This window comes from Streptomyces sp. B21-083 (assembly GCF_036898825.1).
Lineage (GTDB): Bacteria > Actinomycetota > Actinomycetes > Streptomycetales > Streptomycetaceae > Streptomyces.
The window spans coordinates 3602860-3619923 of the sequence record NZ_JARUND010000002.1 but is presented as its reverse complement, the minus strand read 5'-3'; the positions used below and the strand labels follow the sequence as shown (position 1 = coordinate 3619923).

General features: G+C 71.0%; 18 protein-coding genes and 1 pseudogene. 13 read left to right on the top strand and 6 right to left on the bottom strand.

Going from position 1 to position 17064, the window contains the following annotated elements:
• Positions 1-7: 7 nt before the first annotated feature.
• Genes QA861_RS40135 through QA861_RS40125 form a run of 3 tightly spaced genes read right to left on the bottom strand, consistent with a single transcriptional unit; the run spans position 8 to position 3811 of the window.
• On the bottom strand, positions 8-1456 hold the full coding sequence (locus QA861_RS40135; RefSeq protein WP_334593788.1) for an exopolysaccharide biosynthesis polyprenyl glycosylphosphotransferase: 1449 nt from the start codon (positions 1454-1456) through the stop codon (positions 8-10).
• Positions 1453-2634: a glycosyltransferase gene (locus QA861_RS40130; RefSeq protein ID WP_334593787.1), complete on the bottom strand. Its 1182-nt coding sequence runs from the start codon at positions 2632-2634 to the stop codon at positions 1453-1455. The genes QA861_RS40135 and QA861_RS40130 overlap by 4 nt, the downstream gene beginning before the upstream one ends.
• Before the next feature lie 46 nt (positions 2635-2680).
• On the bottom strand, positions 2681-3811 hold the full coding sequence (locus tag QA861_RS40125) for a DUF3344 domain-containing protein (protein WP_334593786.1): 1131 nt from the start codon (positions 3809-3811) through the stop codon (positions 2681-2683).
• Between the two features lie 276 nt (positions 3812-4087).
• Between QA861_RS40125 and QA861_RS40120 the strand changes: the two genes are divergently transcribed.
• The 7 genes from QA861_RS40120 (at position 4088) to QA861_RS40090 (ending at position 8697) form a co-directional block, all read left to right on the top strand.
• Complete coding sequence (locus tag QA861_RS40120) at positions 4088-4327, top strand: chaplin (protein WP_334593785.1); 240 nt, start codon at positions 4088-4090, stop codon at positions 4325-4327.
• A 290-nt stretch (positions 4328-4617) separates the two neighbouring features.
• Positions 4618-5412, top strand: a complete 795-nt coding sequence (locus QA861_RS40115) for a hypothetical protein (RefSeq protein WP_334593784.1) — start codon at positions 4618-4620, stop codon at positions 5410-5412.
• A 189-nt stretch (positions 5413-5601) separates the two neighbouring features.
• Positions 5602-5892 carry a hypothetical protein gene (locus tag QA861_RS40110; protein WP_334593783.1) on the top strand — a complete coding sequence of 97 codons (291 nt, stop codon included), beginning with the start codon at positions 5602-5604 and terminating at the stop codon, positions 5890-5892.
• Between the two features lie 180 nt (positions 5893-6072).
• Positions 6073-6567 (top strand): DUF5949 family protein, encoded by a 495-nt coding sequence (locus QA861_RS40105; protein WP_334593782.1) that lies wholly within the window; start codon positions 6073-6075, stop codon positions 6565-6567.
• Positions 6568-6721: 154 nt separating this feature from the next.
• The gene (locus QA861_RS40100) at positions 6722-7231 is read left to right on the top strand and encodes a hypothetical protein (RefSeq protein WP_334593781.1); all 510 of its coding nucleotides are present in this window, start codon (positions 6722-6724) and stop codon (positions 7229-7231) included.
• Between the two features lie 124 nt (positions 7232-7355).
• Positions 7356-7844, top strand: a complete 489-nt coding sequence (locus tag QA861_RS40095) for a tyrosinase cofactor (protein WP_334593780.1) — start codon at positions 7356-7358, stop codon at positions 7842-7844.
• Entirely contained in the window at positions 7828-8697 is an 870-nt protein-coding gene (locus tag QA861_RS40090) for a tyrosinase family protein (RefSeq protein ID WP_334593779.1), read from the top strand. Before QA861_RS40095 ends, QA861_RS40090 begins: the two co-directional genes overlap by 17 nt.
• A gap of 99 nt (positions 8698-8796) precedes the next feature.
• On the opposite strand, the gene QA861_RS40085 is transcribed toward QA861_RS40090, so the two are convergent.
• Positions 8797-9108 carry a chaplin family protein gene (locus QA861_RS40085; protein ID WP_334593778.1) on the bottom strand — a complete coding sequence of 104 codons (312 nt, stop codon included), beginning with the start codon at positions 9106-9108 and terminating at the stop codon, positions 8797-8799.
• A 243-nt stretch (positions 9109-9351) separates the two neighbouring features.
• Between QA861_RS40085 and QA861_RS40080 the strand changes: the two are divergent.
• The 6 genes and pseudogenes from QA861_RS40080 to QA861_RS40055 form a co-directional block, all read left to right on the top strand.
• Positions 9352-9639: pseudogene (locus QA861_RS40080) on the top strand (DUF2087 domain-containing protein); the annotation flags it as partial.
• A 348-nt stretch (positions 9640-9987) separates the two neighbouring features.
• Positions 9988-11193 carry an ATP-binding protein gene (locus QA861_RS40075; RefSeq protein ID WP_334593777.1) on the top strand — a complete coding sequence of 402 codons (1206 nt, stop codon included), beginning with the start codon at positions 9988-9990 and terminating at the stop codon, positions 11191-11193.
• Positions 11190-11591, top strand: a complete 402-nt coding sequence (locus QA861_RS40070) for a roadblock/LC7 domain-containing protein (protein WP_334593776.1) — start codon at positions 11190-11192, stop codon at positions 11589-11591. The genes QA861_RS40075 and QA861_RS40070 overlap by 4 nt, the downstream gene beginning before the upstream one ends.
• Positions 11588-11968 carry a DUF742 domain-containing protein gene (locus tag QA861_RS40065; protein WP_164406791.1) on the top strand — a complete coding sequence of 127 codons (381 nt, stop codon included), beginning with the start codon at positions 11588-11590 and terminating at the stop codon, positions 11966-11968. The genes QA861_RS40070 and QA861_RS40065 overlap by 4 nt, the downstream gene beginning before the upstream one ends.
• On the top strand, positions 11943-12536 hold the full coding sequence (locus QA861_RS40060) for a GTP-binding protein (protein ID WP_006380890.1): 594 nt from the start codon (positions 11943-11945) through the stop codon (positions 12534-12536). The genes QA861_RS40065 and QA861_RS40060 overlap by 26 nt, the downstream gene beginning before the upstream one ends.
• A 205-nt stretch (positions 12537-12741) precedes the next feature.
• Positions 12742-14058, top strand: a complete 1317-nt coding sequence (locus tag QA861_RS40055) for a cytochrome P450 family protein (RefSeq protein WP_334594998.1) — start codon at positions 12742-12744, stop codon at positions 14056-14058.
• 90 nt (positions 14059-14148) lie between these two features.
• Here the strand turns inward: QA861_RS40055 and QA861_RS40050 are convergent, their stop codons facing one another.
• Both QA861_RS40050 and QA861_RS40045 read right to left on the bottom strand, forming a co-directional pair.
• Positions 14149-14697 carry a PadR family transcriptional regulator gene (locus tag QA861_RS40050; RefSeq protein WP_334593775.1) on the bottom strand — a complete coding sequence of 183 codons (549 nt, stop codon included), beginning with the start codon at positions 14695-14697 and terminating at the stop codon, positions 14149-14151.
• 80 nt (positions 14698-14777) lie between these two features.
• Positions 14778-16829 (bottom strand): FAD-dependent oxidoreductase, encoded by a 2052-nt coding sequence (locus tag QA861_RS40045; protein ID WP_334593774.1) that lies wholly within the window; start codon positions 16827-16829, stop codon positions 14778-14780.
• Positions 16830-17064 lie beyond the last annotated feature (235 nt).

Here is a 17064-nt window from a genome sequence, read left to right as displayed (position 1 = left end):
ACTGCGCTCAACTTCCTGTCGGGCGGACGAGCGTGGCGGCGGTGCGCAGCAGGATGCAGATGTCCTGCCACAGCGACCAGTTGTCGATGTAGGCGTTGTCGAACCGGCAGCGGTCCTCGATCGAGGTGTCACCGCGCAGCCCGTGGATCTGGGCGAGCCCCGTGATGCCGGTCTGCATCCGGTGGCGGGCCGCGTAGCCCGGGTAGGTCTGGCTGAACTTGCCCACGAAGTACGGGCGTTCGGGCCTCGGCCCGACCAGGCTCATATCGCCCCAGAGGACGTTCCACAGCTGGAGGAGCTCGTCCATCGAGGTGCGGCGCAGGAAACGGCAGAACCAGTTCATGCGCTGCTCGTCGGCGACGCTCCAGCGGGTCGCCGCCTCCATCTCGTTCACCGGGCGGTGGGTGCGGAACTTGAGGAGGGTGAAGGGCCGCCCGTCCTTGCCGATGCGCTCCTGCCGGAAGACGACTCCCCGCCCGCCGGTCAGCCGCAGCACCACCGCGCACAGCAGCAGCAACGGCGAGAACAGCAGGAGCAGCGTCCCGGAGACCGTCACGTCGAGCAGCCGCTTGCCGAGGCTGCCCGGCCGGTCCGGGCCCATGGCGAGCCGCCGGCAGGAGAACCCGGCGAGCCGCTCCGCGCTCTCGTACGAGGGCGACTCGGCGTCGATCTCCCACAGCGTGCAGCCTGACTCCGCCAACGCCCGCAACAAGGGCCCCTGTTCGGCCCGTACGGAGGGATGGACGGCGAGCACGGCGCGGACGCCGTTCTGGATCAGCGCACGCTGGACCTCCTCGCCGGTGGTCAGCACGGGCAGGCCCGCCACGCCGTCCGGGTGGTCGGTGACCAGTCCCACCGGCCGTACTCCGCACGCCGGGTGACGCAGGAACGCGGTGCCCACCCGCCGGGCGATGCCGGCCGGTCCGATGACGAGGGCGGTGTGCGGGCGGCGCAGCAGTGCCCGGCGCCGCCGCCAGTGGATGGTCGCGCGGCCCGCCGCGCTCGCCGCCGTCTGTACCGCGCAGCCCAGGACGAGAGTGTGCGCGGACAGCGGGTCGACGGGCTCGATCGCCCCGACCAGGGCCGCCAGCGCCAGCCAGCCCAGCGCGATCCGGCCACAGACGGCGGGCAGTTCGTCGAGGAACGCCGGCACGGACTCCGGCCGGTACAGCGAGGCCCGCGCGTTCAGCGCGACCACGCCGATCAGCAGCGCGCCGACGAGAACGGGGTGGCGCTGTGGGCCGGTGAGCGCCAGGACGCCGAGCAGGGCGGCGGTGCCGTCCGCGGCGAGCAGCGGCAGCGGGGAGGCCGGCCGGAGCGCGGGGCGCCGACCGGCCGGGAATCTGAAGCCGCCGACCGACTCGCGGGGCGGGATGACCGAGACGGCCGACACTGTCGAGAACCTGTGCTCCCGCGACCCTCCGCCGGGGGAGGGGACGGTACTTTCCGCAGTCACGAGTGGATGGACTCCCTGTACTCGGCGCGCACGGGCCGCACGGCGTGCGCGGTGATCAGCTCGCGGTACACGTCCGCGACGGCCTCGGCGGTGTGCCGTACGTCGTGCGCGGACAGGACGTGCCGGCGCCCCAGCTTCCCCAGCGACTCACGCAGCGGAGGATCGAGCAGCAGTTCGGAGACGGTCCCGGCGAGCGCGGCGGGGTTCTCGGCCGGCACCAGACAGCGCGGTGCGAGAGCGGCGGGCAGAGACTCGCGCCCGCCGTCCACGTCGGTGACGACCACCGGGCGCCCGCAGGCCATCGCCTCCAGCGGCGCCAGCGCCATGCCCTCCCACCGAGAGGGCAGGACGACCAGATCGGCGGCCCGGTGCCAGGGGACGGCATCGGTGACGGCCCCCGCGAACAGCACGGAGTCGGGGGCGAGAGCCCGCAGCCGGCCGGCGTCCGGCCCGTCACCGACGAGCACGAGTCGTGCCCCCGGCACCCGCCGCGCGACCTCGCCCCACGCCCGGAGCAGCACGTCCTGCCCCTTCTGCCGGCACAGCCGCCCCACGCACACGACCAGCGGGGCGGCCGGATCGACCTCCGCGAGCAGCGGAATCCCGGCTCGTACGGGGGCGGCCGGCGCGGGGTGGAAACGCTCGGTGTCGATGCCGTTCGGGATCACCCGCCACTGACCGGCGATCCCGGCACGGACCCCGGTCGCCCGTTCGGCGTCGCTCACGCACACCACCCGGGAGGCCCAACGTGCCCCCCACCGCTCCCACTTGAGAGCCAGCGCCGCGGTGGGCCCGCCGACCGCCTCGAACGACCAGGCGTGCGGCTGAAACACCGTCGCCACCCGCCCCCGTACCGCCAGCCGGGCGGCGAGCCCGGCCTTCGCGCTGTGCGCGTGCACGACATCCGGCCGCACCGCCCCGACCACCCGCCGAAGCCGCCGCACCTCCCCGACGAGCGAGGGCCCCGGCGCGCGCGTCGCGTGCCAGGGGCGTACGTCGGCGCCGAGCGCCCTCAGTCGCGCGGCGAGGTCACCGCCGTCCGGGCAGGCGACCGTGACGTGCAGACCGGCGGCGAGCTGGGCCCGCGCCAGGTCCGTCACGACCCGGGGCGCCCCGCCGTCCACCGGCTGGGTGACGTGCAGGACCCGTGGCCGGGGGTCCGGTGCGATCAGTTGCATGCGCGGTTTCCTCGCTCACGGGATGGCGGTGCCGGACGCACCTCGGCTACTGCCGGGCGTCGACGGCCACGAAAAGTGCGCCGGCCCACGCCGCGTCCCGCTGGGAAACGAGCCGGAAGGCCAGCTGGTCACCACCGCGCCGCAGCGCCGTATCCAGTTCGAACACGTCCGAGTCGTAGCCGAGGGTGTTCGCGTATGCCGGAACGCGCTCCGAGACGGGCTTGCCGATGGTCGAATTCAGCACGTCGTCGGAGGGGTTCGACGTGTCCCCCAGCGCCGTCGTACGCCCCGCGACCGACACCGTCAGGGAATCGCCGACGCTGCCGCGGTCCCCGTCGTAGGCGACCAGACCCGCGCGTCCGTTCGCGCCCGCCGGGAACGGCAGTTCGGCCAACCGGACCAACGGGCCGTCACCCGTCCGGTCCCGCAGCGCGTCGAACCCGTCCCACACGGCGAGGTGCCGCAGCGGCTCCGCCGCGTTCTCGTACGCCACGACCAGCGTCCAGCCGCCCCACGCCCCGGCCGCCGACTTCCCCATCGCCACGTTGATCTGCGCGACGGTGTACAGCCCCGAACCGCTCTCCCGGACCAGCTTCGTGACATCGGCGGAGGCCTGGAACGCGTCGGCGCCGTGCGCCACCCGGTGCCCGACGACCGTGTCCGCGAGCAGCTCCTTGTACTGGCCGCCGGGCTCGGCGATCAGCACCCGCCCGTCGTCCTTCGGCGGCTTCTGCTCACCGACCTTGAGATTGCCGCCCCAGTACAGCCGCGCGTAGGTGGCCCGGCCGCCCTTCGGCAACCGGACCTCGGCCCGGCTGGAGTTGTACGTGTTCGGGTCGCTGTCGACATCGACGTAGAACATGTCGAGGTCACCGTTGACCGCCGCCCTGCTGCCACCCGTTCCCGTCGCGAGGTTCTCGCCCTTCCGGATGCTCGCGCACGTCCCGAGGGCGGCGCGGCAGCTGATGGACGCGTTGGCGGCGCGGACGATCCCGCCGTGCTGGAGCGCGCGGTAGCGCTGCGCGAACGCGAGGCGCTCCGACTCCTTGCCGGGCTCTTTGGATTCCCCGCCGACGGGCGGCGCGGCCGTCGACGTACCCCCCGGAGTCCAGATCGCGGCGAGGGCAAAGACGCCCACCATCGCACGGCGCAGCAGAAGACCCGGGGAAATACGCATGACCGGCGTTGCCCTTTCGGGAAAGAGGTCGTGGACCGACGGACGGACGGCGGTCGACCTATTTGGGTGGGTCTGTGGGCGACTGGCGGAAGATGGGTAACTCTAGCCGCTATACGTATTTAGTAGTGATACATGGCATCTGTGTCGGAATCATGCGGTCGTGCGGTCTGAAGGATCACCCCATTGGCGGCACAACCAGGGCGCGCGCCACGCGTTGACACAGCGCTGGGCATTTCCGCCCGGATGTTTGTGACAACTCCCAAGGAGCACTTCTCCATGTCGCGTATCGCGAAGGGCCTCGCCCTTTCCACCGTTGCCGTCGCCGCCGTGGCGGGTACCGCCGGTGTCGCCGCCGCCGACGCCGACGCGCACGGCGCCGCTGCCCACTCCCCGGGCGTCCTGTCGGGCAACGTCCTCCAGGTCCCGATCCACATTCCGGTCAACGTCTGCGGCAACACCGTCAACGTCATCGGTCTGCTGAACCCGGCGTTCGGCAACACCTGCGTCAACGACTGACGTAAGTCGTCGCGGACCCTTCCGCCGGCCGCTCTCCCTCAGGGGAGGGCGGCCGGTTCGCGTTTCCGGCGTTTGCCCCGAATGGCGGGCCGGGTGGCCAACTCGCCGGGCGGGCCTTGAAACAGGGCCTCACCAGCGACGACGTACGGGACCCGGCCGACGGGCCGTCACTTTGCGCGGATGACCGGTTGCAGGTGGCAACGGGGGATCTGACGGTGGATCCGACGGCGGACACATCGTCCGGCGCACACCGTCCGACACACGCCCCCGCACCACCGAAAGGAACATCCATGCGTGCTCTGCCCGCACGGCGTATCGCGTCCACCGCACTCTGCGCCACCCTCCTGCTCGGCATAGGCGCACCGGCCGCCCTGGCCGCGGACGGCGACGCGGCCCGCGAGCGCGGGCACGCGGCTGCCCAGGCGCCCGTCCCCAACGCGGACGCGCTCCTCGCGCAGGTCAAGTCGCTGGGCGATCTGGGCGGCGTACTCAATCCCGTCACCGATCTGCTGACCGCCACACTCAAGGCGGACAACGGCCAGCTGCCGCTGGACGAGGCGACGAAGCTGGGCGACGCCGTGAAAGCGGCCATCACCGCGGCCACGGCGGCGGCCCCGGCCCCGGCCTCGGCACCGGCCACTCCGCCGGTGGCGCTGCCGGCGACCCCGGAGGTCCCGGCGACGCCCGGCCTGCCGACCACTCCCGCCCTTCCCACGACGCCCGCCCTGCCCACGACCCCGGCCCTCCCGACGACGCCCGGCCTGCCGCCCGCGCCCGCGCTTCCGATGAGCCACAAGGACGGCAAGACGGCCAAGGGCCCGCTCGACATCAAGGGGGACGCGCTCGCAGCGCTGCAGAAGTCGGTCGACGCGCTGCTCGCGGCGGTCACGTCCGGCGATGTCGCGAACGTCGTCCCGGCCGTCACCGGCGTGTTGACGAGCCTCGTCGGCCTCGTCGCCGCCACCCTGCTCGGCGGCGGCCTGCCGGCACCCGAACTGGCGGGTCTGCCGCCGCTGCCGAAGCTGCCGGCGGTGGTGCCGCCGCTCCCGGCCGCGGTTCAGCCCCTGCCGCTGCCGGCCCGCTAGCGCGGCCCTCCCGGTCGTTGTGCCGACCCCACCGGCCGGCACAACGGCTGTTCTTCCGCCGGGGTGTCAATTTCCAATTTGCGCACCGCAGAAATTTTCTGCTTACGGAGTTTCCGTCGCGACCGGGGATCGTTAGGCACGGCGACAGAATTCGCTCTGGTGACATGAGTTGCCGAAGAAAGGAACACGATGAAGTCCCTGAAGGCTGCCGCTGTTGTTGCCGGTTCCATGGTCATCGCCGGGGTCGCCGCGCCCGCGTTCGCCCACGACGCCGCCGACCTCACGCCCACCAGCCTCAACGGCGCCGTCAACACGCTCACCAAGGGCCCCCTCGACGTAGACCAGTTGCAGCCGCTCCAGCACCAGTCGAACGCGCTCGACACCGAGAACAAGGGTTCGGTGCTCAGCTCGGTGAAGGGCGCGACGACCGCCCTCAACTCCAACGGCGGACTGCTCGGCGGCCTCCCCCTCCAGGGCTGACACACGCGTTTCGATCCAGCTTCCGAAAGGGCCGATTCCGCCCGCCGTCCCCGGCGGTGCGGAATCGGCCCTTCGTGCTGTTCGAAGCCCGTCCCTCTTTCGTGTGGATACCGGCGGGAAATCCCCCGGTCGAGTGAGAACGCGGCCGGACGCGTCGAATCCCGCCGATAGGGTTTTGCGGTGACCTCAACCTCAAGCGAAACGCGCCCTTTCCGCATCGCCGATCTGGGCACGCTCGTCGTGATGGCCTGGAGCGGTGAGGCCCCCGACGGCGACATGCCCTACCTCCTCGCCTACTCCCTCGGGGACGGCGAGGGCGGCCCGGAGGCCTCGGCCGTCGCCGTAGCGCAGCTCCTCGCCAACACCGGTCTGCCGGTCGGCGGCGACATCGTCGACGGTTCCACCCGCCCGAGCCTGCCGGTCAGCCTGCTCGTCGAGGCCGGGTCGGCCGTCGTCAACATGCCGCAGCTCAACGCCCAGTGCACGCCGCCCCCGGAGTGGCTCACCGCGGTCGCCGAACGGGGCTTCGCCTACCTGGTGTTCACCACCCGCCCCTGGCCCGAGGCCCAGCCCGGCAAGCCCATCGAGCCGGAGGCGCTGGCCGCCTTCGCGGGCGCCGACGAGACCCTGACCGCGGCGGCTCACGTCATCCTCCCGGCCCGCAGCCTGCGCTGACGGCCGGGCGGGTCGGCTGTTCGAGCCGGTTCGCTCTTCCGGGCCGATCGGACGACTAATGCACCAGTCGGGGGAATCATGAGCTGATGCGGTTCCCAGGATCGTTACGCGTACGGACGTACACCCCCGATTCCTGTAAAGGACCGCACCTGCCATGAAGTCGACCACTCGAATCCTTGCCGCCGCTGTTCTCACCGGCGTGGCGGCGGCGGTGGGCTCCGCGGCCCCCGCCGTCGCGGCCGGCACGGTCCCCGTACCCGTACCGCTGGACGGCGTCGAGAAGTCCCTCAACGTGAACCTGCCCAAGGTCGGCGGCGAACTGCCGCTGCTGACGCCGGGCGTGCCCGAGGGGCCGCGGTACGTCGAGGGACAGATGATCCCGGCCAGCGCGGTGCCGCAGGTGCCGATGGGTGCCGCGCTGCCCGGTCTGTCGGCCCAGGCGCCGCTGCCGCAGGCGCTCGGCAAGGGCTTCGACGAGGCCGGCGTCAGCGTCCCCGCGGCCGACCTGCGCACCCTGACCCCCGGCCTGTCCGTCGACACCCCGCTGACCGCGCCGAACTCCGAGGTGTTCGGCCTGCCCATGCTCAAGGAGCCGCAGGCCGCCGTACTGACCCCGCTGCTGCAGACGGCCCCCACGGGCGTCCTGGGGCTCGGCTCCATGTAGTTCGGACAGGTCCTGGTCACGGAACCTGACGAACTGGACCCTCTGGGCCCGCGGTTGACACCCGGGCCCGGTCTCCGGGCGGTCGCCGTCACCGAACGAAACCGAACGAGGAGATGGGGAGAGAGTGTTGTTCGTCAGAAGAGAGCGGCGGGGCCCGGAAGGGCCCCGTGTCTGTTCCGGTACGCGGCGGGAGGCGCTGCGTGCCCTGTGCGTGTCGGCCCTCGCCCTGGCCGTCGTCCCGGTCGTCGCCGCCGCGTGGCCCCGGGGGGAGCGGGGCGGGGACGAGGCGTCGTCGTTCGACGAGACGTACCGAGGCCGTCGGCTGCGCGGTCTGAAGACCGACGCCGGGAGCGCGGATCACCTCGACCACATGGCGCAGGCGATGCGCGCGCCGGGCGAGGGGCGGTGGCACGTCACCGTGGACGGGCGGCCACTGCATCTGATGCGGCGCGCGGACGGGACGTATCTGAGCATGGTCGACCACTACCGCTCGTACCCCACGGCTCTGGAGGCGGCCCGCGCCGCCGTCGACGAGCTGGGGCCCGGGCGGCAGTTGACGGTCGCCGGCGGGGGAGAGGGCGAGGGAGGGAGCGGTCGTGGTGTACACGCGTAAGGACGTCAGCACGCTGACGCGCGGCGAGCGGCGGCGGTTCGTCGGGGCGCTGATGGAGCTCAAACAGCGGGGCGAGTACGACGAGTTCGTGCGCACGCACATCGAGTACTACGTCCCCGACGGCGAGAAGGGGCTGCGTACGGCACACATGGCGCCGTCCTTCCTGCCCTGGCACCGGCAGTTCCTGCTGGACCTGGAGCGGGCGTTGCAGCGTGTGGACCCGTCGGTGACGCTGCCGTACTGGGACTGGACCCGGGACCGGACGGCCGCCGGGTCTCCCTGGAGCGAGGACCTGCTCGGCGGTACCGGGCGCTTCTCGGACCAGCGGGTGATGACCGGGCCGTTCGCCTACGACCGGGGTGACTGGACCATCAACGAGAGCGTCACCGACGGCGAGTTCCTCACCCGGGACCTCGGCCGGGTCCGGGAGCCGCTCTCCCTGCCGACCCGGCAGGACCTGGACTCGGCACTCGCCGATCCCGTGTACGACGTGTCGCCGTGGGACTCGACGTCCACGAAGGGGTTCCGCAACAGGCTCGAAGGGTGGGGGAGCGGGCGGGGCCCCGGCTCGTGGCGCAACCACAACCGGGTCCACCGCTGGGTCGGCGGGCACATGGTCGGCGGGGCCTCCGTCAACGACCCCGTCTTCTGGCTGCACCACGCCTTCGTCGACCTGTGCTGGTCGCGCTGGCAGCTCCGGCACGGGGCCGGTACCCGCTATCTGCCCGACCGGCCGCCGCGGGCCGGCGACGCCCAGCGCGGCCGGGTCGTCGCCCGGCACGAGAAACTGCCGCCGTGGGACCTGACGCCGGACCAGCTGGAGGACCACAGCGGCGTCTACCGGTACGCGTAGTTCGGTACAGGTGGCTCGGTACACGTCACGAGGTACGGATACGGAAGAGCCCCGACGGTGGATCCGTCGGGGCTCTTCCGGTGTGTGCCGTACGGGGTGTCAGCTGCCGTAGCCGCTGGAGCCGTGGCTGCCGCCGTGGCTGGGGCCCGGGTTGCCCTCGTGGTGGTCGCCGCTGACGTTGGCGCAGGTGTTGCCGAAGGCCGGGTTCAGCAGACCGATCACGCTGATCGAGTTGCCGCACACGTTGACGGGCACGTGGACCGGGACCTGCACGACGTTGCCGGACAGGACGCCGGGCGAGCCGACGGCCGCGGCCTGGGCGCCAGCGTCAGCCGTGGCCATACCGGCACCGCCGAGCACCACGGCACCGGTGCCGAGCGCGGCGACGGCTGCCTTCGCGATGCGAGACATCACGTTCTCCTTTGGTTCGATTGGTGCGGACGCTCGACTCGCGCCCGCACTTCCCCTACAACGCGCCCGCTCACGCCTGGTAACGGCGTTCGGCCCGGCGTCACCCTTTTCGAAGAGCGATCAGGAGAACGGTCCGGGGAAAAGGTGACGGGAAAAGTGGTGGGAGGCCGTCCGCGCACGGGTTAGCCTCGCGGAATGGCATCCGAGCAAGCCGAGCAGAACGAGCGGCAGCAGATCGAGAACGTGTTGCGGACCTTCGTACGGGAGGACGGCTCACTCGTGCGGCTGCCCGCCCGCTGGAGCCGGAAGCTGATCGTGCTCCGGCACATCGCCGAGGAGACCTTCGAGCCCGGGATCGAGTACGCGGAGCGGCTCGTCGACGAGCGGCTGCGGGTGTGGTGCGAGGGCGCGAGCCGTATCGACCATGTGACGCTGCGCCGCCATCTGGTGGACCTGGGGCATCTGCGGCGCAGCGAGGGCGTCTACTGGCGGCCCGCCGAGGGCGGCCACGGCCTCGCGGACGCCGCCTGAGAGTCCGTACGGAAGGCCCGCTCCCCGAAACCGGGAAGCGGGCCTTCCGCGCGTCCGGGCGCCGTCGGGGCCTTAACCGCCGTGGTCCTGTTCGCGAATCCTGTGTGAAGGTCTCCAAGTAAGCGCAAGTGGAACCTTTCTGACGGTCACTTGACTGATAAGATCATCCCACTTTCAGTAGGCTGAGGCGCGCCACGCGCACGGGGGACAGTCTCTAAGGGCCCCATCGCGAAGGAGTAGCTGAGTTGGTCCGCCGGTAAGGTTCGCCACCGGGCGAGGCCCGCGTTCCGGGCCAGGACCCATCGGACTGCAACTGCTCCTGTCGCAAGGCGACTTGAAGAGAGTCTCATGACGTCATTGATCCAGGATCCACTGCTGTGGATCTTGCTCGTGGTCCTGGTCGCTGCGGTCGTCGCAGTGATGCGGGCCCGGAGAACCAACATGGCGCTCCGCAGGAAGAGCAACGACCTGCAGAGCGCCCGCGACGCCGCACAGAGTGAACGCGACCGCCTCTATGCGGAATACACCCAACTGAACGCACAGCACGCTGGCGACCTGGCGGCCGTGCGCAAGGACGCGGAGGTAGACACCAAGGCAGTCCTGAAGTCCGCCATGCGGACCCTCCAGGTACTCGCCGACGAACAGCAGCTCATCATCGAGAAGTCGCAGCGCCGCTACGGCGACGACGAACAGGTCCTCAGCGACCTGATGATGATCGACCACACCAACAGCCAGTTCGGCCGGCGCGCACAGGGCATCGCCGTGCTGTGCGGCGGCTGGCTCGGCCGACGCGAGACCACGGCCTCCGTGTACGACGTGGCCCGCAGCGCCCAGGGCCGCATCAAGCACTTCGACCGCGTCACCATCAACACCCAGGTGAACGTCACGGTGGCCAGCCGGGCCGTCGAGCCCATCGCGGTGGTCCTCGCCGAACTGCTGGCCAACGCCACCAACTACAGCGCGCCCGGCACCCGCGTCGACGTCAACATCCAGGCAGTACCCACCGGTGTCTGCCTGATCGTCGACGACGCCGGCCTCGGCATGAACACGGAGGAGAAGGCGCGCGCCACCGTCCTTCTCTCCCCGCAGGCACCGGTCGACATCACGAGCCTCGGCGACCCGCCGAAGTTCGGCTTCGCCGTGTCCGGGATGCTCGCCACCCGGTACGGCTTCAAGGTGTCGGTCGATTCGGTGTCCCCCTACGGCGGCGTACGGGCGGTGATTCTCTTGCCAGAGAACCTGTTGACGACGGACGTTCCCGAGCCCGAGGGCCGGGCCGCCGAGCCCGAGCCGCGGGCCGAGGTCCCGGTCGCCCCGCAGCGGCTGACCCCGGTCGCCACACCCGGCGGACCGCCGCGTCCGATCGGGACGACGGCGGGCGGCCTGCCCAAGCGGCGGCGGCGCGGCAGCCCTGTCGCGGTGGTGCCACCGCCGGCGGAACCGGCCCAGCCGGAGCACAACACAGAGGTGACGGCCTCACGTATCGGTGCGTTCCAGCGCGGAACGCTGCTCGGGCGGGACACGACGACCATGGAAGGACCACAGGACCAGTGAATCCCGATCTGTCGTGGGTGCTGAACGACGTGCTGCAGGTGCGCGGCGCCCGTCACGCGATCCTCGTCTCGGCCGACGGCCTCCTGCTGGAGCGGTCCAGTGACATCGAGCGCGACGCGGCGGAGACCAACGCCGCCGCGATGAGCTCGATGCAGTCCCTCAGCCGGGCCGTCGCCCCCTTCGTCGGCTTCGGCCTCGGTCTGTGGAAGCAGACGCTCATCGAGTACGACGGCGGCTGGATCTTCCTGATAGCCGCGGGCAGCGGCGCCTACCTCGCCGTGTCGGCAGCGCTGGACGTCGACATGGAGGCCATGTCGTTCCGTATGCAGCAGCAGGTCGGGGCGCTCGGCAAGGCGATGACCACCCCGCCCCGTCAGAACGCCGGTGCGGAAGCGTGAACGCGCACGGCGAGGAAGCTCCGGTCACGGTCACCAGCGACTTCGTCCGCTCGTACGTCATCACGGGCGGGCGACGGCTGCCGACCGCCGACGACCTGTCCCTGCACACCCTGGTCACGCTGGCTCCCGACCGGGAGGTGCCGCTCGGTGCCAGCCCCGAGGTACGGGCCATCTGGGACCTGTGCGGCGGTGGCTACCTGTCCGTCGCGGAGGTCGCCGCGCATCTGTCGCTGCCGGTGGGAGTCGCCCGACTCCTGCTGACCGATTTATTCGAACAGGGTCATCTGCTGCGCCGTGCCGCGCCCCCACGCGCCCAGTCCGTCGACAGAGGAATCATCGAAAAGGTGCTGCATGGACTCGAATCGCTCTACGGCTGAGACGATCTACGTCTCAGACGCGGTCACCACCACCGCGAAGATCCTTGTCGTAGGGCACTTCGCCGTGGGTAAGACCACGTACATCGGCTCGCTGTCGGAGATCGCCCCGCTGCGCACCGAGGAGAAGATGACCCAGGCGTCCGCCCACGTGGACGACCTGAAGGGCGCGCCGGACAAGCAGACGACCACGGTCGCGCTGGACTTCGGCCGGCTCACGCTGAGCGAGGAACTGGTGCTGTACCTCTTCGGTACGCCCGGTCAGCAGCGCTTCATGCAGCTGTGGGAGGACATGGCCCGCGGCGCGCTCGGAGCCCTGCTCCTGGTCGACCCGTCACGGCTGGCCGAAACGTTTCCGGTGATCGACCTGGTCGAGAAGTACGGCCTGGAGTACGCCATCGCCGTCAACACCTTCGACCCGTCGGGCGGCGAGTTCGACGAGGACGAGATCCGCGAGGCACTCGATCTGCTGCCCGACACCCCGGTCGTCTACTGCGACGCCCGGGACCAGACGTCCTCGGCGAGAGCGCTGATCGCCCTCGTCCAGCACCTGCTCACCCGCGCGGCCTGAGCCCCGGTCCCTCCCTGTCGGTCCCCTCCCCGCACGGGGGGTCCGGACAGGGGGTCCGGCCAGGGGCCCGGACCATCCGGACCAGGGCCCCGCACAAGGTTTTTCCTCACCCCCGTCCCCCGCCCCGAGGCGCGGGGAACCCTAAGGAACCTCCATGGACACACAGCACGCGGGTGCCACGCCGAGCGCGCCCGCCAGATGCCCCATGCACGGCGCCGACTTCGCCGCCGAACCGCACCGCGTCTACGACCAGTTGCGCACCAACGGGCCGGCCGCACCCGTCGAGCTCGCCCCAGGCGTGGACGCCACGCTCGTCGTCCAGCACGAGATGGCCCTCAGGGTGCTCCAGAACACCACCCTGTTCTCCCGTGACTCACGCCGCTGGGCCGCGCTCAACGAGGGCCGTATCTCCCTCGACAGCCCGGTCCTGCCGATGATGATGTACCGGCCCAACGTCCTGTTCACGGACGGCGCGGTGCACCTGCGGCTGCGCAAGGCCGTCACCGAGAGCCTGGCCAAGCTGAGCATCAGCCGCGTCCGGCGGGACGTCGAGCCCATCGCCGACTATCTGATCGACCAGTTCAGCGAGCGGGGCCGGGCCGACCTCCTCAACGACTACGCCAAGCTGATCCCGCTCCTGCTGTTCAACAAGATCTTCGGCTGCCCGGCGGACATCGGCGACCGCCTCAACTCCGGCATGTCGGCCATGTTCGACGGCCAGGACGACGCCATCAAGGGCCTGGAGCAGGTCGCCACCTGCCTCCAGGAACTGATCACGCTCAAGCGCCGCGAGCCCGGCGAGGACGTGACCTCCTGGCTCATCCAGCACTCCGCGGGCCTCAACGACGAGGAGCTGCGGGACCAGCTGATCGTGCTGATGGGCGCGGGCCTGGAACCCCAGCGCAACCTCATAGCCAGCGCCCTGCTCCTGCTGCTGTCCGACGGCCCCTCCGGGCGGGGCAGCGGCATGCTGGTCGAGGAAGCCATCGAGCACGTGCTGTGGAACAACCCGCCCATCGCCAACTACGCGACGCACTACGCGCTGCAGGACGTCGACCTCGGCGGTGTACCGGTCGACGCGAACAGCCCGGTCGTCATCAGCTTCGCCGCCGCCAACAGCGACCCGTCGCTCAGCGAGGCCCGGCAACTGGCCAGCAAGGGCGCGCACCTGGCCTTCGGCGCGGGCCCGCACGCCTGCCCCGCCAAGGACCCGGCCCAGGTCATCGCGCTCACGGCGATCGAGAGGATCCTCAACGCGCTGCCCGACCTGACCCTCGCGGTCCCGCAGGACAGCCTGCTGTGGCGTCCGGGCCCCTTCCACCGCGCGCTCGCCGCGCTCCCGGTGCGGTTCAGCGCGACGCCGGCCACCCGTATGGCGGCGGCCCTGCGCAACCTGGCGCCGATGCCGGCGGCCGAACCGGCCCCCCGTCCGGCGACGCAGCAGGCCCCGGCTCCGGCGGCCCGCCAGGAACAGCGCAAGAAGGGCTTCTGGAGCTCCTTCCTGGATGTCTTCCGGCTCTGAGTGCTCCGGGTGCTCCGGGTGCTCTGAGTGGTTTGGGTGTTCTGAGAGCTGAGCGCCCTGTGTCCGAGGTCGGCCTCGGGCGCGGGGCGCTCACCCGTTTTGGTCGGGCAGCCGCTCGAATTCCGCCAGGGCGTGCGTGAGCCACTGGGTCCAGAAGGTCTCCAGGTCGATGCCCGCACGCAGGACCAGGTGCCGCAGGCGGTCCTGGGGGGCGTCGCGGCCGGGCTGGAAATCGCGCTTCTCGATCTCCTCGTACTCGGCCAACTGGCTCTGGTGCAGGGCGAGATGACGGCGCAGGTCGGCCTCGACGCCCTCGGTGCCGACGACCGCCGACGCGCGCAGCCGCAGCAGCATCGTGTCGCGGTACGGCTTCGGGTCCTGGGACGCGGAGGTCCAGCGGGCCAGTTCGGCGCGGCCCGCGGGCAGGACCTCGTAGCTCTTCTTCTGCCCGCGGGTCGGCTGCTCGGTGGGCAGGGCGCGGATGTGCCCGTCGGCCTCCAGTTTTCCCAGCTCGCGATAGATCTGCTGATGCGTGGCCGACCAGAAGTAGCCGATCGACCTGTCGAACCGGCGGGTCAACTCCAGCCCCGAGGACGGCTTTTCGAGCAGGGCGGTGAGGATCGCGTGCGGGAGGGACATGGCTCAATCCTAGGGAGCGGTGGTGGCGGTGGTGGCTGACCTGTGCTCGTGGGCTCGTACGGGCGGGCGCTGTACGGCCGTCAGAGTGCCGCCGCCACCTCGGTGCCCTGCTTGATGGCCCGTTTGGCGTCCAGCTCGGCGGCCACGTCGGCGCCGCCGATCAGGTGCACGCTGCGGCCGGCGGCGAGCAGGGCGTCGTACAGGTCGCGGCGCGGGTCCTGGCCGGTGCACAGGACGACGGTGTCGACCGGCAGGACGGTGGAGGTGCCGTCGACGGTGACATGCAGTCCGGCGTCGTCGATACGGTCGTACCGGACGCCCGGGACCATGGTGACGCCCCGGTGCTTGAGCTCGGTGCGGTGGATCCAGCCCGTGGTCTTGCCGAGCCCGGCGCCGACCTTGGTCGCCTTGCGCTGGAGCAGGTGGACGCTGCGGGGAGGGGCGGGGCGTTCGGGTGCGGCCAGTCCGCCCGGGGTGCGGTGGTCCGTGTCGACTCCCCAGGCGCGGAAGTACGCCGCCGGGTCCTCGCTCGTCTTGTCGCCGCCGTCGGTGAGGAACTCGGCGACGTCGAAGCCGATGCCGCCCGCGCCGAGAATCGCGACACGGTCGCCGACGGGCGCGTTGTCGCGCAGCACGTCGAGGTAGCCGACGACGCTCGGGTGGTCGATGCCGGGGATGTCGGGGGTGCGGGGGCTGACGCCGGTGGCGACGACGATCTCGTCGAAGTTCGGGTGGTCCGCGTGGTCCGCGTGGTCTGCGTTGTTCGTCAAGTCGGCTGCTGTCACCGGGGTGTTGAGGCGTACGTCCACGCCGTGGGCGTCGAGCTGGTGGCGGAAGTAGCGCAGGGTCTCGTCGAACTCCTGCTTGCCGGGGACCTTGCGGGCCACGTTCAGCTGGCCGCCGATCTCGGGCGCCGCGTCGAAGAGGGTGACCTCGTGGCCGCGTTCGGCGGCGGAGACGGCACAGGCGAGGCCGGCGGGGCCGGCGCCGATGACGGCGACACGCTTGCGCAGCTTGGTCGGTGAGAGGACGAGTTCCGTCTCGTGGCAGGCGCGCGGGTTGACCAGGCAGGAGGTGATCCGCCCGCTGAAGGTGTGGTCCAGACAGGCCTGGTTGCAGCCGATGCAGGTGTTGATCGCCTCGGGACGCCCCTCGCGTGCCTTGGCGACGAAGTCGGGGTCGGCGAGCATCGGGCGGGCCATCGACACCATGTCCGCGAAGCCGTCGGCGAGCAACTCCTCGGCGACTTCCGGGGTGTTGATGCGGTTGGTGGTCACGAGGGGGATGCCGACCTCGCCCATGAGCTTCTTCGTCACCCAGGTGTACGCGCCGCGTGGCACCGAGGTGGCGATGGTGGGGATACGGGCCTCGTGCCAGCCGATGCCGGTGTTGATGATGGTCGCGCCGGCCGCCTCGACGGCCTTGGCGAGGGTGACCACCTCGTCGAACGTGGAGCCGCCCGGGACCAGGTCCAGCATCGACAGACGGTAGATGAGGATGAAGTCCTCGCCGACCGCTTCGCGTACGCGGCGGACTATTTCGAGGGGGAAGCGCGTGCGGTTCTCGTAGGAGCCGCCCCAGCGGTCGGTGCGGTGGTTGGTACCGGCGGCGATGAACTCGTTGATCAGATAACCCTCGGAGCCCATGATCTCCACGCCGTCGTAGCCGGCCCGGCGGGCGAGGAGGGCGGCGCGGGCGTAGTCGTCGATGGTCTGCTCGACCTCGGCGTCGGTGAGTTCGTGGGGGGTGAAGGGGCTGATCGGGGCCTGGAGGGGGCTGGGGGCGACCAGGTTCTGGTGGTAGGCGTACCGGCCGAAGTGCAGGATCTGCATCGCGATTCTGCCGCCCTCGCGGTGTACGGCGTCGGTGATCGTCCGGTGCTGGTCGGCTTCGGCGTCGGTGGTGAGCTTGGCTCCGCCCTCGGCGTGGCGGCCGGCGTCGTTGGGGGCGATACCGCCGGTGACGATGAGGCCGACGCCGCCTCGGGCGCGGGCCGCATAGAACTCGGCCATGCGTTCGAATCCCCGGTCGGCTTCTTCCAGGCCTATGTGCATGGAGCCCATGAGGACGCGGTTGGGGAGGGTGGTGAAGCCGAGGTCCAGGGGGCTCAGCAGGCGGGGGTAGCGGCTCACGGGGGCCTCCGGGGCGGGGGGTTGGGTCGTTCCTGCCTTTGTAGAGGACGGGGGGAGGGTTGTGCAACTAGTTGCACAATGGCTTGCGGCACACTTCGGACGCCGGACGGGCTGGAGGTGCGGGCCGGTGCCGGGAAGGCGCCTGGCGGCGTGGCTTTCCCGGCATTTACTTGGACGTCCTAGTATCCTCTTTACTAGGACGTCCAAGTAAATCCATGTCGTGCTCCCGAGCGCG